14 protein-coding genes are annotated in these 15,148 nt (G+C 64.4%); all 14 read left to right on the top strand.

What is annotated here, in order from left to right; genetic code table 11:
* The first annotated feature begins 140 nt into the window (after positions 1–140).
* A complete protein-coding gene (locus ACQR1D_RS27255) occupies positions 141–3,281 on the top strand; it encodes an efflux RND transporter permease subunit (RefSeq protein ID WP_315802725.1) in 3,141 nt (1,046 codons plus the stop codon).
* A 24-nt stretch (positions 3,282–3,305) separates the two neighbouring features.
* Positions 3,306–3,914 (top strand): TetR/AcrR family transcriptional regulator, encoded by a 609-nt coding sequence (locus tag ACQR1D_RS27250; protein ID WP_315802870.1) that lies wholly within the window; start codon positions 3,306–3,308, stop codon positions 3,912–3,914.
* A 139-nt stretch (positions 3,915–4,053) separates the two neighbouring features.
* Entirely contained in the window at positions 4,054–4,677 is a 624-nt protein-coding gene (locus tag ACQR1D_RS27245; RefSeq protein WP_315802726.1) for a flavin reductase family protein, read from the top strand.
* A 52-nt stretch (positions 4,678–4,729) separates the two neighbouring features.
* Positions 4,730–5,149, top strand: a complete 420-nt coding sequence (locus tag ACQR1D_RS27240; protein ID WP_315802727.1) for an acyl-CoA thioesterase — start codon at positions 4,730–4,732, stop codon at positions 5,147–5,149.
* Between the two features lie 372 nt (positions 5,150–5,521).
* Positions 5,522–5,764 carry a hypothetical protein gene (locus ACQR1D_RS27235; protein ID WP_315802728.1) on the top strand — a complete coding sequence of 81 codons (243 nt, stop codon included), beginning with the start codon at positions 5,522–5,524 and terminating at the stop codon, positions 5,762–5,764.
* A gap of 159 nt (positions 5,765–5,923) precedes the next feature.
* Positions 5,924–6,115, top strand: a complete 192-nt coding sequence (locus ACQR1D_RS27230; protein WP_315802729.1) for a hypothetical protein — start codon at positions 5,924–5,926, stop codon at positions 6,113–6,115.
* Positions 6,116–6,265: 150 nt separating this feature from the next.
* Entirely contained in the window at positions 6,266–7,099 is an 834-nt protein-coding gene (locus ACQR1D_RS27225; RefSeq protein ID WP_316178064.1) for a DeoR/GlpR family DNA-binding transcription regulator, read from the top strand.
* A gap of 153 nt (positions 7,100–7,252) precedes the next feature.
* On the top strand, positions 7,253–8,806 hold the full coding sequence (gene glpD / locus ACQR1D_RS27220) for a glycerol-3-phosphate dehydrogenase (RefSeq protein WP_316178066.1): 1,554 nt from the start codon (positions 7,253–7,255) through the stop codon (positions 8,804–8,806).
* Positions 8,803–9,885 (top strand): ABC transporter ATP-binding protein, encoded by a 1,083-nt coding sequence (locus ACQR1D_RS27215; RefSeq protein WP_315802731.1) that lies wholly within the window; start codon positions 8,803–8,805, stop codon positions 9,883–9,885. The genes glpD and ACQR1D_RS27215 overlap by 4 nt, the downstream gene beginning before the upstream one ends.
* A 12-nt stretch (positions 9,886–9,897) precedes the next feature.
* Positions 9,898–10,980, top strand: a complete 1,083-nt coding sequence (locus tag ACQR1D_RS27210) for an ABC transporter ATP-binding protein (protein ID WP_315802732.1) — start codon at positions 9,898–9,900, stop codon at positions 10,978–10,980.
* A gap of 3 nt (positions 10,981–10,983) precedes the next feature.
* Positions 10,984–11,886 carry a carbohydrate ABC transporter permease gene (locus tag ACQR1D_RS27205; RefSeq protein WP_434839105.1) on the top strand — a complete coding sequence of 301 codons (903 nt, stop codon included), beginning with the start codon at positions 10,984–10,986 and terminating at the stop codon, positions 11,884–11,886.
* A complete protein-coding gene (locus ACQR1D_RS27200) occupies positions 11,886–12,692 on the top strand; it encodes a carbohydrate ABC transporter permease (RefSeq protein ID WP_315802734.1) in 807 nt (268 codons plus the stop codon). The genes ACQR1D_RS27205 and ACQR1D_RS27200 overlap by 1 nt, the downstream gene beginning before the upstream one ends.
* Before the next feature lie 188 nt (positions 12,693–12,880).
* Positions 12,881–13,210 (top strand): DUF2160 domain-containing protein, encoded by a 330-nt coding sequence (locus ACQR1D_RS27195; protein ID WP_315802735.1) that lies wholly within the window; start codon positions 12,881–12,883, stop codon positions 13,208–13,210.
* Between the two features lie 67 nt (positions 13,211–13,277).
* Entirely contained in the window at positions 13,278–15,074 is a 1,797-nt protein-coding gene (locus tag ACQR1D_RS27190) for an ABC transporter substrate-binding protein (RefSeq protein WP_315802736.1), read from the top strand.
* Positions 15,075–15,148 lie beyond the last annotated feature (74 nt).

Raw genomic sequence — 15,148 nt, 5'->3', positions numbered from 1 at the left:
ATTGTCGTCATTGCGAGGAGCGCAGCGACGAAGCAATCCAGGGCTCCGCGTGCGACTCTGGATTGCTTCGCTTCGCTCGCAATGACGATCACCGAGAGTAACGGACTGGACTAGCGATATCGGATCATCGGAGAGCACCCATGAAGCGGTTCAACCTGTCGGCCTGGGCGGTCAATCATCCGCCGCTGGTGCTGTTCCTGATCATTGCGCTCGGCGTCGCCGGCTTCTTCTCCTATCAGAAGCTCGGCCGCGCCGAAGATCCGTTCTTCACCGTCAAGGTCGTCAACGTCTCGGTGATGTGGCCGGGCGCGACGGCCGTGGAGATGCAGAGCCAGGTCGCCGACCCCATCGAGAAGAAGCTGCAGGAGCTGCCTTATTTCGAGAAGGTGCAGACCTATTCGAAGCCGGCCTTCACCGCGATGCAGGTGACCTTCCGAGATTCGACGCCGCCGAAGGAGGTGCCGCATCTGTTCTACCTGATCCGCAAGAAGCTCGACGACGTGCAGTCCTCGCTGCCGTCGGGCATCGTCGGTCCGTTCGTCAATGACGAGTTCTCCGACGTCGATTCGATCCTGTTCATGATGACCGGCGACGGCGCCGACTATGCGCAATTGAAGAAGACCGCCGAAGGCCTGCGCCAGCGCCTGCTGAAGGTCGCCGGCGTCACCAAGGTCAATCTCTACGGCACCCAGGACGAGCGCATCTATGTCGAGTTCAGCCATGCCAAGCTCGCCACGCTCGGCATCACGCCGCAGGCGCTGTTCGATTCGCTTGCCAAGCAGAACAATGTGACACCGGCCGGCACGGTCGAGACCTCGTCGCAGCGCGTGCCGCTGCGTGTCACCGGCGCGCTCGATGGCGCCAAGGCGGTGGCGGAGACGCCGGTCGAAAGCAACGGTCGGGTGTTCCGGCTCGGCGATATCGCGACCGTCACCCACGGCTACGTCGATCCGCCGAGCTTCAAGGTGCGGCAGGAGGGCAAGCCCGCGCTCGGCATCGGCGTCGTCACCGCCAAGGAGGCCAACATCCTGGAGCTCGGCAAGGAGGTCCACGCCGCGGCCGACGACTTCATGAAGGCCGTGCCGCAGGGCATCGAGATCGAGCAGATTGCCGACCAGCCCAAGGTGGTCGAGCACGCCGTCAGCGAGTTCGTGCATTCGTTCGTCGAGGCGCTGGTGATCGTGCTGTTCGTGTCGTTCCTGGCGCTGGGGTGGCGTACCGGCATCGTGGTGGCGCTGTCGGTGCCGCTGGTGCTGGGGCTCGTCTTCATCGTCATGAACATCATGGGGCTGAACCTGCACCGCATTTCGCTTGGTGCCCTCATCATTGCGCTCGGCCTTCTGGTCGATGATGCCATCATCGCGGTCGAGATGATGGTGGTGAAGATGGAGCAGGGCTGGGACCGGATGCGCGCGGCGTCGTTTGCGTGGGAGTCCACCGCGTTCCCGATGCTGACCGGCACCCTGGTCACGGCCGCCGGCTTCCTGCCGATCGGCTTCGCCAATTCCGCGGTCGGCGAATATGCCGGCAGCATCTTCTGGATCGTCGCCATCGCGCTGGTCGCGTCCTGGTTCGTCGCGGTGATCTTCACGCCCTATATCGGCGTCAAGCTGCTGCCGGACATGAAGGCCCATCACGGCCATGACGAGCACGCGGTCTACGACACGCGCATGTATCGCGGCCTGCGCGCCATCGTGCGCTGGTGCGTCGATCACCGCATCACCACCGTCGCCGCGACGGTCGGCGTGTTCGCGGCATCGATCGTCGCCTTCGGCCACGTCCAGCAGCAGTTCTTCCCGCTGTCGGAACGCCCCGAGCTGTTCCTGCAGTTGCGGCTGCCGGAGGGCACCGCGTTCGGTGTCACCGAGAAGGCGGCGCGCGAGGCCGAGGCGCTGCTGAAGGACGACAAGGACATCGAGACCTACACCGCCTATGTCGGGCAGGGCTCGCCGCGCTTCTGGCTCGGCCTCAACCCGCAACTGCCGAACGAGGCCTTCGCCGAGATCGTGATCGTCGCCAAGGACGTCGCCGCGCGCGAGCGCATCAAGGCCAAGATCGAGACCGCGGCTGCGAACGGCGAGCTGAACGAAGCGCGCGTCCGCGTCGATCGCTTCAATTTCGGTCCGCCGGTCGGCTTCCCCGTCCAGTTCCGCGTCATTGGCCCGGATGCGGCCAAGGTGCGCGAGATCGCCCATCAGGTGCGTGACGTCATGCGCCAGAACCCGAATGTCAGGGATCCGCAGCTCGACTGGAACGAGCAGTCGCCTTACCTCAAGCTGGTCGTCGACCAGGATCGTGCCCGTGCGCTCGGCCTGACCCCGCAGGACGTGTCGCAGTCGCTGGCGATGCTGATCTCCGGCGTGCAGGTCACGACCATTCGTGACGGCATCGAGAAGGTCGGCGTCGTCGCCCGCGCGGCGCCGTCCGAACGGCTGGATCTCGCCCATGTCGGCGACCTCACCATCACCTCGAAGAACGGCGTGGCGGTGCCGCTGCAGCAGATCGCCAAGATCGAATATTCCCACGAGGAGCCGATCCTGTGGCGGCGCAACCGCGACATGGCGATCACGGTGCGCGCCGACGTGGCGGATGGCGTGCAGGCGCCTGATGTCACCAACCAGATCTCGCCGAAGCTGCAGGATATCCGCAACCACCTCGAGCCCGCCTACCGGATTGAGGCCGGCGGCGCGTTCGAGGAATCAGCCAAGGGCAATGCCTCGATCTTCGTGCTGTTTCCGCTGATGGTCATCGTGATGCTGACCCTGCTGATGATCCAGCTTCAGAGTTTCTCGCGGCTGATCCTGGTGTTCCTGACCGCGCCGCTCGGCATCGTCGGCGCGTCACTCGGACTGAATGTCGCCAACGCGCCGTTCGGCTTCGTGGCGCTGCTCGGCCTGATCGCCCTCGCCGGCATGATCATGCGCAACGCGGTGATCCTGGTCGATCAGATCGAGACCGACGTCGCCCATGGCCTGACCCGCAAGGACGCGATCATCGAGGCCACGGTGCGCCGCGCCCGCCCCGTGGTGCTGACCGCGCTGGCGGCGATCCTGGCCATGATCCCGCTGTCGCGCTCGGCGTTCTGGGGCCCGATGGCGATCACCATCATGGGCGGGTTGTTCGTTGCAACCTTCCTGACGCTACTGTACTTGCCTGGATTGTATGCCCTATGGTTCCGCAAGAGTCTGGACGAGCGCGGAGCGAAAGACGCGGATCATTCCGCAGCGCAGCACGTTGACGTGCCGAGGCCTTCGCTTCCTCTGGCCGAGGCCGCCGAATGAAGGATCAACAAGATCGCAGGCATGATGACCCTGGTTTCCGACCATATCGAATCCGACACGCACGAGCGCATTCTCGTCGTTGCTGAGCGCCTGTTTCGACAGATCGGCTACCAGAAGACGACCGTCGCCGACATCGCCAAGGAGCTCCGCATGAGCCCGGCGAATGTCTACCGGTTCTTCGACTCGAAGAAGGCGATCCACCGGGGGGTCGCCCGCACGCTGATGGCCCAGGTCGAGGCGGCCGCCATCGCGATCGCGGAGCGGCCCGGTCCGGCGGCACCGCGGCTGCGCGAGCTGCTCGGCACGATCCATCGCATGAACACCGAGCGCTATGTCGGCGACAACAAGCTGCACGAGATGGTCGCGGTGGCGATGGAGGAGAGCTGGGACGTCTGCGAGGCGCACATGCTGCTGATCACCGAGATCATCGGCCGCGTGATCGGGCAGGGCGCGGCGTCCGGCGAATTCGCGGTCACCGACCTGACGCTGGCGGCAAAATGTGCGACGACCGCGATGATGCGCTTCTTCCATCCGCAGATGATCGCGCAATGCGCGACCAAGCCAGGCCCGACGATCGACGAGATGATCGATTTCGTGCTGGCAGGGCTTGGTTCCAGGGGCGCTGCGGTCTAGGTTGCAGTCATTCCGGGGCGATGCGAAGCATCGAACCCGGAATCTCGAGATTCCGGGTTCGCCTCTTCCGATCAAAGTGGCTTCGCCATTTTTGTCGCGCGAGGCGCCCCGGAATGACTGCTGCTTAGGAGACGACGGCGTGATCGAACGCGACTTGCATTTCTACGAACCGAAGAACGGCCACGGCCTGCGCCACGATCCCTTCAACGCCATCGTCGCGCCGCGTCCGATCGGCTGGATCTCGTCGCGTGATCCTGATGGGCACGTCAACCTTGCGCCCTACAGCTTTTTCAATGCGTTCAACTACACGCCGCCGATCATCGGCTTCTCCTCGACGCAGTGGAAGGACTCGGTTGCCAACATCCAGGACACCGGCGAGTTCGTCTGGAACCTGGTGACGCGCGGGCTTGCGACGCAGATGAATGCGACCGCCGCGCATGTCGCGCGCGAGGTCGACGAGTTCAAGCTCGCGGGCGTGACGCCGGTGCCGTGCAAGTTCGTCAACGTGCCGCGGGTCGGCGAAAGCCCCGTCGCGTTCGAATGCAAGGTGACGCAGATCATCCAGCTGCAGGGCGCCGACGGCACCAAGGCCCAGGCCTGGCTGACGCTCGGCGAGGTGGTCGGCGTGCATATCGACAAGACGCTGATCAAGGACGGCGTCTACCAGACAGCGCTCGCGCATCCGATCGTCCGCGCCGGCCGTCGCGGCGACTATTTCGAGATCATGCAGGAGGCGATGTTCGAAATGGCGAGGCCGGACTGACGGCCCTGCTTGGCGCCTTCTTGAACGCTCCCGCAATTGGAGACCATCCGACGTGACCGAAGCGACCGCCCATGCCGCGCCGACCGAGCCCCGCGGCGATCTCTGCATCCGCACGCTGGCGATGCCGGCGGACACCAACGCCAATGGCGACATCTTCGGCGGCTGGCTGCTCAGCCAGATGGACGTCGGCGGCGGCGTGTTCGCCGCCAAGGTCGCGAAGTCGCGCACGGTGACGGTCGCGATCGAGGCGATGAACTTCCGCAAGGCGGTCTATGTCGGCGATCTCGTTTCGGTCTACGCACATCTCGTCCGCGTCGGCCGGACGTCGATGACGGTGCGTCTCGAAGCCTGGGTGCTGCGCCGGAAAGAGGAGCAGCCGATCCTCGTCACCGACGGCAATTTCACCTACGTCTCGATCGACGACGGCGGCCGGCCGCAGCCGATCCAGCGTGATGGCGTGATCGCGACCTGATCACATTCGCGGTCGGCGGCCGCAAATAACCTCCGTTAATGCGCGGCATATGCCGCTCGCTCGGCATAGGAACCGGCATCCGGCGATGCGCGTTCATTCGAGCACGTTCGCGCGGCGTCTGCGCCGATCAATCTCGCGCGATCTACGTCCGGTCCACAGGGCAGGCGTCTTTACGATGTTTGCAAGTTCTGGTTGCTTGGATGCGCGTTGCCGCGTCTTTGCCGTATTGCGCGCTTCGAGTGGCGCGCCGGACGGACAGCAATCACGGCAGTCCGTTTCCGACCAACAAGGCAAAAAATGCCAGCCGGAAAAAATTGCCGGCACAGGGGAAATGGTGGGGGCATGTTGCGCGAACAGGGTGGGAGGAAGTCCATGTCGGACGTCGACGAGAAACTGACCTTGCAGGTGCTGAAGAAGCTGCAGCAGCGGCTCCTCCATGCCGAGCGCAGGATTGGCGTCTACGAGCATCAGCTCAGCGCGTTTCGTGAACATCACGTCGAGGTGCTGAGGGATCTGCGCACGATCTATCAGTTGCTCGGTCGGCATCAGCACTGTCTCGGCGGAGCCGATGCATCGCTGCACAAGGCGACGCTCGTCCCGGATGATCCGCACTGATTCGGCAAGGCGTCACGGCGTGAGGGCGTGCAGCGCAGCCAACATAACATCCACACAATTTCCTGTTGGCATTCACGTCGGAATAGCCGGGGCTCCCTGCACGGAACATTCGTCATGGAGCTCGGTTATACGCCCCGGAATGAACGACGGGATTGCGCAATGTCCGAAACCTATATCATCGAGGTCAGCTCCCAGGCGGCGGGGATCGTCATCCGCGACCGCGGCGGCTTTCGCTTCTTCGCGGCGTCCCATCGCTTCAATGCCCTCGAGGGCCAGGTGTTTCGCAATGCCCGCGAAGCCGAACGCGCCGCGATTCGGCTCGTGACCGGTGAGCTGAGCGCAGCCGCCTGAGCGAGCTCGGCGCACGTGGACGTAGGCCGGACTAAGGCCGCGTCTGAGCTGCTCCGGGGCGAGCGATTGCTGCGATGCGCCCAATGCTTCGCCGATTGACGCTTGACTCGATCAGCATCACCATGGTGCAGCTTGTCCTGAAAGCTTGCCATGGCCGTCCTGTCCCAACGCCAGACCGACATCCTCAACATCGCCCGCGCCTCCGGCCGCGTCATGGTGGAGGATCTCGCGCGCCGCTTCGAGGTCTCGGCCCAGACCATCCGCAAGGATCTCAACGATCTGTGCGAGCAGCGCGCGCTGACGCGCATTCATGGCGGGGCCATCATCGCCTCCGGGGTCGAGAATCTCGCCTACGAGGCGCGGCGCTTCGTCGCTGCCGACGAGAAGAAGGCGATCGGTGCGGTCGCAGCCGCGCGGATTCCGAACGGCTCCTCGTTGTTCATCAATATCGGCACCACGACGGAGGAGGTGGCGAGCGCGCTGTCGTCGCACCAGGACCTGCTCGTCATCACCAACAATCTCAACGTCGCGATGCTGCTCTATCCGCATCCGCGCATCGAGGTGATCGTGGCCGGCGGCACCGTGCGGCGCTCGGACGGCGGCGTCATCGGATCGACCGCGACGCAACTGATCGGCCAGTTCAAGGTCGACTATGCGATCATCGGCGCGTCGGCGATCGACGAGGAGGGCGCGCTGCTCGACTTCGACTATCGCGAGGTCCAGGTTGCGCAAGCCATCATCGCCAATGCCCGCAGCGTGATGCTGGTCGCCGATTCCACCAAGCTCCACCGCAGCGCGCCGGTGCGCATCGCCCATCTCAGCCAGATCCAGACCTTCGTCACCGACCGCCCCCTGCCGGACGGACTGGCCAGCCTCTGCCATAGCCGCGGCATCGAGGTGGTCTCGGCGATGCCCGCCGACGATGCCGACGACGCCGCAGAGGCAACCGAAACGGCGGGGTCCGCCGTGCTCCGCCGCGCCTGACTTTCCGCCACTCTCGCAGGCTCCTTGATCCCGGTTTGGGCAGCTTTTGCCCAACCGCGGCCCAACATGCGAATTTCGATTTGCTTTCACTTTCGTTTGTGTTTAACTCGAAACCGAAAGTGAAATCGCCGCAGTCAAGGCGATTGCCGGGGGATGCGTCTGTTGGAGCGGATCTACGACCTCGCCATTGTCGGAGGCGGCGTGAACGGTTGCGGCATCGCGCGCGATGCGGCCGGACGCGGAAATTCCGTTTTCCTGTGTGAAATGAACGATCTGGCGAGCGGGACCTCGTCCTGGTCGACCAAGCTCGTGCATGGCGGCCTGCGCTATCTCGAATATTACGAGTTCCGGCTGGTCCGCGAGGCGCTGATCGAGCGCGAAGTCCTGTGGCAGATCGCGCCCCATATCATCCGTCCGCTGCGCTTCGTGCTGCCGCATCATTCGGGGCTGCGCCCGGCCTGGCTGCTGCGCCTCGGCCTGTTCCTCTATGACCATCTCGGCGGCCGCAAGCTGCTGCCGCCGACGCGGTCGGTGAACCTGCGCAGCGACGAGGTCGGCCGCCCCTTGATCCCCGGGCGCTACAGCAAGGGCTTCGAATATTCCGACTGCTTCGTCGACGATGCGCGCCTGGTCGTGCTGACCGCTCGGGATGCCGCCGATCGCGGCGCCGTCATCCGCACCCGCACGCGTGCGACCGAGATCCATCAGGATGGCAGCCACTGGCTGGTCACGACCGAGAACACGCAGACCGGCGAGCGCGAGACCATCAAGGCGCGCGCGCTGGTCAATGCCGCCGGTCCCTGGGTCGAGCAGGTGCTGGCGACCGGCGCCGGCGTCAATGCGAAAGCGAAGGTGCGGCTGGTGCAGGGCTCGCACATCGTGGTGCGCAAGCTCTACGATCACGACCGCGCCTACATCTTCCAGAACGCCGACGGCCGCATCATCTTCGCCATTCCCTATCAGCAGGATTTCACGCTGATCGGCACCACCGATCGCGACTATCAGGGTGATCCGGCCAAGGTGAAGGCGACCGACGAGGAGATCGCCTATCTCTGCGCCGCGCTCGGGGAATATCTCGCCAAGCCGGTGACGCCGGCCGACGTTGTGTGGAGCTATTCCGGCGTGCGGCCGCTCTATGATGACGGCGCCAGCGAGGCCAAGGCAGCGACCCGCGACTACGTATTCGAGCTCGATACGCCCGGCGGCTTGCCGCTGCTGTCGATCTATGGTGGCAAGATCACCACCTACCGGCGCCTGTCGGAAGAGGCGCTGGAGCGTCTTGCGCCCTATCTGAAAGGGGGCGACGCGGAGGAAGGCTGGACCGGCAAGGCGCCGCTGCCCGGCGGCGACATGAAGGTCTCGGCCGTCGGGCCGTTGATTGCGGATCTCTGCAAGACCTTTCCGTTCCTGTCGGATGCACATGCGAAGCGCATCGCCCATGCCTACGGCACGCGGGCTGCGGCCATGCTCGCCGGTGCGACATCTTTGGCCGATCTCGGCCAGGACTTCGGTGGCACCTTGACGGAGCGTGAAGTCAGGTACCTGATGACGGACGAGTGGGCGTTGACGGCCGAGGACATCGTGTGGCGTCGATCGAAGCTGGGGTTGCGGATGTCTGCGGCTGAGATCGCCGCCCTCGAGGCGTGGATCACAGCCAATCGCGAGCGCTCCACTTTGCCGGCGCGTGAGGCGGGAGGACGCGCATGAGCGTCACGCTCGATCACGTCTCCCGAATTGTCGACGGCGTGACCACCATTCGCGACGTCTCGCTGACCTTGCAGCGCGGCACGCTGAGCGTGCTGCTCGGGCCGACGCTGTCCGGCAAGACCTCGATCATGCGGCTGCTCGCCGGCCTCGACAAGCCGACCACCGGCCGCGTGCTGGTCGACGGCAAGGACGTCACCGGCGCCGATGTGCGGCAGCGCTCGGTCGCGATGGTCTATCAGCAATTCATCAACTATCCCTCGCTGACGGTCTATGAGAACATCGCCTCGCCGCTGCGCGTGCAGGGCAAGTCGCGCCAGGAAATCGAGAAGCGCGTGGCGGAAGCGGCGCGGCTGCTCCGGCTCGAGCCCTATCTGAAGCGCACGCCGCTGCAGCTCTCCGGCGGCCAGCAGCAGCGCACCGCGATCGCGCGCGCCCTGGTCAAGGGGGCCGACCTCGTGCTGCTGGACGAGCCGCTCGCCAATCTCGATTACAAGCTGCGCGAGGAGCTGCGCACCGAGCTGCCGCGCATCTTCGAAGCCTCGGGCGCGATCTTCGTCTACGCCACCACCGAGCCGTCGGAGGCGCTGCTGCTCGGTGGCCGCACCATCTGCATGTGGGAAGGGCAGGCGCTGCAGGCCGGCGATACCGCGGCCGTGTATCGCCGACCCGATACCTTGCGTGTCGGCCAGGTGTTCTCGGACCCGCCGATGAACACGGTCGAGATCCAGAAGCGCGGCGAGAGCGTGGAGTATGCCGGCGGGGTCAAGGCGCCGGCGGTCGGCCTCTATGCCGATCTGTCCGATGGCGCCTACCGCGTGGGCTTCCGCCCGCATCAGCTCGGGCTTGGCAAAGGCGACGGCAGCCACGGCCGCCATGCCTTTCCCGCGATCGTCTCGGTCACCGAGATCACGGGATCGGAGAGCTTCGTGCATCTGACGCGCGACGGCATGAACTGGGTCGCCGTGCTGCACGGCGTCCATGAATATGAGCCCGGCGAGATCCTCGACGCGGTGCTCGATCCGTCCAATGTGTTCGTGTTCGACGCCGGCGACCGCCTGGTCGCCGCGCCGGCGATCTGAGGGAGATGCCGCATGGCCCGCATTGACCTCGTCGATCTCGCCCACGCCTACAACGGCAACAGCGGCGATATCGAGAGCTACGCGCTGAAGCCGGTGACGATGACCTGGCGCCAGGGCGGCGCCTATGCGCTGCTCGGCCCGTCCGGCTGCGGCAAGACCACCTTGCTCAACCTGATCTCGGGCATTCTGACGCCCTCGCACGGCAAGATCCTGTTCGACGGCACCGACATCACCAAAGCCTCGACGCGCGAGCGCAATATCGCGCAGGTGTTCCAGTTCCCGGTGATCTACGACACGATGACGGTCGGCGAGAACCTCGCCTTTCCGCTCAAGAACCGCGGCGTGCCCAAGGCCGAGATCGACAAGCGCGTCGCCGAGATCGCGCGTCTCCTCGATCTGACTCCGGACCTCAACCGCAAGGCGACACGGCTCACCGCCGACGCCAAGCAGAAGATCTCGCTCGGCCGCGGCCTGGTGCGCTCCGATGTCGCCGCCGTCTTGTTCGACGAGCCGCTGACCGTGATCGATCCCGAGCTGAAATGGCAGCTGCGTTCGAAACTGAAGGCGCTGCATCGTGAGCTCGACCTGACGATGATCTACGTCACCCACGACCAGACCGAGGCGCTGACCTTCGCCGACACCGTCGTCGTCATGCATGACGGCCGCGTGGTGCAGAGCGGCACGCCGGCAGAGCTGTTCGACAAGCCGGCGCATACCTTCGTCGGCTACTTCATCGGCTCGCCGGGCATGAACATCCTCTCCGCCGAGGTGAAGGGACGCGAGGCCCGCATCGACGGTCACACGCTGACGCTGTCGCGCAGCTACGACGCGCTGCCGGCCGGAGCCAAGATCGAGATCGGCGTCCGTCCGGAATTCGTCGATGTCGCGCAGCCCGGACCCGGCCTGCTCGATGCCAATATCGAGCGCGTCGACGATCTCGGCCGCATCCGCTTCGCGCGCGTCCGTGTCGGCGACGTCAAGTTCGCCGCGCGACTGCCGGCCGGCTTCTCGCCGCAGGGCTCCGCGATCGGGCTGAAGTTCAATCCAGCCTATGTCCACGTCTATGCCGACAGCCGTCTCGTCGAGGGAGCCTGAGTGATGGACAAGATCATCAACAACAAGGCCTGGTTCCTGGTGCTGCCGGTGTTCCTGCTGGTGGCGTTCTCCGCCATTCTGCCGCTGATGACGGTGGTGAACTATTCGATGCAGGACACCTTCGGCAACAACCAGTTCTTCTGGAACGGTGTCGGCTGGTTCAAGGAGCTGCTCGATCCCTCGACCGATCTCGGCGGCCGCTTCCTCGCCTCGCTGTGGCGCAACCTGATCTTTTCCGGCGCAATTCTCGCCATCGAGGTCCCGCTCGGCATCGTGATCGCGCTGGCGATGCCGCGGCAGGGCTGGACCGTGGCGTTCGCACTGGTCGTGCTGGCATTGCCGCTGTTGATTCCGTGGAACGTTGTCGGAACCATCTGGCAGATCTTCGGTCGTCCCGACATCGGCCTGCTCGGCTATGTGCTCAACGCCATCGGCCTCGACTACAACTACGTCTCCAACGAGGCTGACGCCTGGTTCACCGTCATCCTGATGGATGTCTGGCACTGGACCAGCCTGGTGGCGCTCCTATGCTACTCCGGCCTCAAATCGATCCCGGACGCCTACTACCAGGCGGCCCAGATCGACGGCGCCTCGCGCTGGGCGGTGTTCACCGCGATCCAGCTGCCGAAGATGCACCGCGTGCTGCTGATCGCCGTGCTGCTGCGCTTCATGGACAGCTTCATGATCTATACCGAGCCGTTCGTGGTCACCGGCGGCGGCCCGGGCAATTCCACCACCTTCATCTCGATCGAGCTGGTCAAGATCGCGCTCGGCCAGTTCGACCTCGGCAAGGCCGCGGCGCTGTCGCTGGTCTACAATCTGATCATCCTGATCGTCTGCTGGGTGTTTTACACCATCATGACCAATGCCGGCGCCGAGCGCCGGCCGGTGGAAGGGGGCGCGTGATGAACACGATTCCGGGCCGCCGAATCATCATCTCGCTGTTCCTGGTCTTCCTGCTGTTGCCGATCTATTGGCTCGTCAACATGAGCTTCAAGACCAACACCGAGATCGTCTCGACCATGACGCTGTGGCCGCATCAGCCGACCATCGCCAACTACATGCGCATCTTCACCGACGAGAGCTGGTATTCCGGCTACATCAACTCGTTGAAATACGTCGTCATCAACACGGTGATCTCGATTGCCGTAGCGCTGCCGGCGGCCTACGCCTTTGCGCGCTACCGCTTCCTCGGCGACAAGCATCTGTTCTTCTGGCTGCTGTCGAACCGCATGGCGCCGGCCGCGGTCTATGCGCTGCCGTTCTTCAATCTCTACTCGGCGATCGGGCTATTCGATACGCCCTGGGCGGTGGCGCTGGCCCATTGCATCTTCAACATCCCGCTCGCGGTCTGGATTCTCGAGGGCTTCGTCTCGTCCGTGCCGCGCGAGATCGACGAGACGGCGTTTCTGGACGGCTACTCGTTTCCGCGCTTCTTCATCAAGATCCTGGTGCCGCTGATCGCCAGCGGCATCGGCGTGGCGGCGTTCTTCTGCTTCATGTTCTCCTGGGTCGAACTCCTGCTGGCGCGCACGCTGACGGCGACCGAAGCCAAGCCGATCTCGGCGATCATGACGCGAACCGTGTCTGCCGCCGGCATGGACTGGGGCCTGCTCGCCGCCGCCGGCGTGCTGACCATCATCCCCGGCGCGCTCGTGATCTGGTTCGTCCGCAACTACATCGCGCGCGGCTTCGCGCTGGGGCGGGTGTGATGATGATTTCATGTCGCCGCAGTCTCCGCTCCACTTCTCCCGCCTGCGGGGGAGGTCGCGTCGCATCGTCAGATGCGATGCGGGTGGGGGCCTCTGTCCTCTCGGGCAGTTCGACTCGCGGCGCCCCCACCCCACCCCTCCCGCGCAAGCGGGGGAGGGGGGCCGCTACCGCCTGGAGTCACTGAGCCATGGACAACATCGCATGGATGGCATGGACCCTGCCGACAGCAATCTTCTTCGCCGCGCTGGCCTGCACGCTGGTCGTCATGACCTGGCTCGCGGCCCGCTACCCCGAGGCCGAGCGGGTCGGAGTGCTGCGCATTCCGACCACGCGCGGCGATCGTCTGTTCATCTCGCTGATCTTGGCGGCGATCATCCATCTTGCCTGGATCGGCCTGGTCGGCACCGACACGATTACGACCTTGCCGATCGGCGAGGAAGGGTTTGAGGTTTCGAGCCTGTGGCTCGCAACCGCAATTTCGCTTGCGTCCGCCGTTGCGATCTTTCGCACCGTCTGACGCAAGTGAAAAGGGGCAGATCCGGGGGCAACCCGGACCTGGAATATTGTCGCTCAAGGAGGAAAGCATGCGACACTTGAAGCCTAGGAAGCATCACTTGACCAAGGCCCGCTACCTCGCGATGACCAGCGCCGCAGCGCTGTTTGCCGCGGGCATGACGATGTCCGTTCCGGCAAAGGCCGACGAGGCCGCCGCAAAGAAGTGGATCGACAGCGAGTTCCAGCCGTCGACGCTCTCGAAGGACGACCAGATGAAGGAAATGCAGTGGTTCATGAAGGCCGCTGAACCCTTCAAGGGCATGGAGATCAACGTTGTCTCCGAGACGCTGACAACCCACGAATACGAGTCCAAGACTCTGGCAAAGGCGTTCGAAGAGATCACCGGCATCAAGGTCAAGCACGACATCATCCAGGAAGGTGACGTCGTCGAGAAGATCCAGACCCAGATGCAGTCCGGCAAGAATGTCTATGACGGCTGGATCAACGACTCCGATTTCATCGGCACCCACTTCCGCTACGGCCAGGCCGTCGACCTGACGGACTGGATGGCGAAGGACGCCAAGGACGTCACCGATCCGATGCTCGACGTCAACGACTTCATCGGCAAGTCCTTCACCACCGCGCCCAACGGCCATTTGTATCAGCTGCCCGACCAGCAGTTCGCCAACCTGTATTGGTTCCGCTACGACTGGTTCACCAACCCGGACTACAAGGCCAAGTTCAAGGCCAAGTATGGCTACGACCTCGGCGTGCCGGTGAACTGGTCGGCCTACGAGGACATCGCCGAGTTCTTCACCAACGACATCAAGGAGATCAACGGCGTCCGAGTCTATGGCCACATGGACTACGGCAAGAAGGATCCCTCGCTCGGCTGGCGTTTCACCGACGCCTGGCTGTCGATGGCCGGTAACGGCGACAAGGGCCTCCCGAACGGCCTGCCGGTCGACGAATGGGGCATCCGCATGGAAGGTTGCCGTCCGGTCGGCTCCTCGGTCGAGCGCGGCGGCGACGTCAACGGACCTGCCGCAGTCTATTCGATCGTCAAGTATCTCGACTGGATGAAGAAGTATGCTCCGCCGCAGGCCCAGGGCATGACCTTCTCGGAATCCGGCCCGGTGCCGTCGCAGGGCAACATCGCTCAGCAGATCTTCTGGTACACCGCCTTCACCGCCGACATGGTCAAGCCCGGCCTGCCGGTGATGAACGCCGACGGAACGCCGAAGTGGCGCATGGCTCCGTCGCCGCACGGCTCCTACTGGAAGGACGGCATGAAGCTCGGCTATCAGGACGTGGGATCGTTGACGCTCCTGAAGTCCACGCCGGTCGATCGCCGCAAGGCGGCCTGGCTCTATCTGCAGTTCATCGTCTCGAAGACGGTGTCCTTGAAGAAGAGCCATGTCGGTCTGACCTTCATCCGTGAATCGGACATCTGGGACAAGTCGTTCACCGAGCGCGCGCCGAAGCTCGGCGGCTTGATCGAGTTCTACCGCTCGCCCGCGCGCGTGCAGTGGACCCCGACCGGCAACAACGTGCCCGACTATCCGAAGCTCGCGCAGCTGTGGTGGCAGAACATCGGCGATGCGTCGTCCGGTGCGAAGACGCCGCAGCAGGCGATGGACGCACTCGCAGCCGCGCAGGACTCCGTGCTCGAGCGTCTTGAGAAGTCCAAGGTCCAGGGCGACTGCGGGCCGAAGCTGAACAAGAAGGAGTCGGCCGAGTACTGGTTCAACAAGTCGGCGAAGGACGGCAACATCGCTCCGCAGCGCAAGCTCGCGAACGAGAAGCCGAAGGGCGAGACGATCGACTACGACACGCTGATCAAGTCGTGGCCGGCGTCGCCTCCGAAGCGCGCCGAGGCGAAATAGCAACCTCTCCTTCGGACGACCGGCGACAGGTCGGTCGTCCCCGGGGAGTTTGGAAGGCCGGGAGCAATCCCGGC

The sequence above is a fragment of the Bradyrhizobium sp. HKCCYLRH2047 genome (assembly GCF_051168175.1).
Lineage (GTDB): Bacteria > Pseudomonadota > Alphaproteobacteria > Rhizobiales > Xanthobacteraceae > Bradyrhizobium.
This window is presented reverse-complemented; position numbering and strand designations above follow the sequence as displayed.

Bases quoted from the DNA above. Each gene is read 5' to 3' on its own strand.
- ACQR1D_RS27190 (WP_315802736.1), top strand. From the start codon at position 13,278: ATGCGACACTTGAAGCCTAGGAAGCATCACTTGACCAAGGCCCGCTAC.
- glpD (WP_316178066.1), top strand. From the start codon at position 7,253: ATGCGTCTGTTGGAGCGGATCTACGACCTCGCCATTGTCGGAGGCGGC.
- ACQR1D_RS27225 (WP_316178064.1), top strand. From the start codon at position 6,266: ATGGCCGTCCTGTCCCAACGCCAGACCGACATCCTCAACATCGCCCGC.
- ACQR1D_RS27205 (WP_434839105.1), top strand. From the start codon at position 10,984: ATGGACAAGATCATCAACAACAAGGCCTGGTTCCTGGTGCTGCCGGTG.
- ACQR1D_RS27200 (WP_315802734.1), top strand. From the start codon at position 11,886: ATGAACACGATTCCGGGCCGCCGAATCATCATCTCGCTGTTCCTGGTC.
- ACQR1D_RS27210 (WP_315802732.1), top strand. From the start codon at position 9,898: ATGGCCCGCATTGACCTCGTCGATCTCGCCCACGCCTACAACGGCAAC.
- ACQR1D_RS27250 (WP_315802870.1), top strand. From the start codon at position 3,306: ATGACCCTGGTTTCCGACCATATCGAATCCGACACGCACGAGCGCATT.
- ACQR1D_RS27230 (WP_315802729.1), top strand. From the start codon at position 5,924: ATGTCCGAAACCTATATCATCGAGGTCAGCTCCCAGGCGGCGGGGATC.
- ACQR1D_RS27215 (WP_315802731.1), top strand. From the start codon at position 8,803: ATGAGCGTCACGCTCGATCACGTCTCCCGAATTGTCGACGGCGTGACC.
- ACQR1D_RS27195 (WP_315802735.1), top strand. From the start codon at position 12,881: ATGGACAACATCGCATGGATGGCATGGACCCTGCCGACAGCAATCTTC.
- ACQR1D_RS27255 (WP_315802725.1), top strand. From the start codon at position 141: ATGAAGCGGTTCAACCTGTCGGCCTGGGCGGTCAATCATCCGCCGCTG.
- ACQR1D_RS27235 (WP_315802728.1), top strand. From the start codon at position 5,522: ATGTCGGACGTCGACGAGAAACTGACCTTGCAGGTGCTGAAGAAGCTG.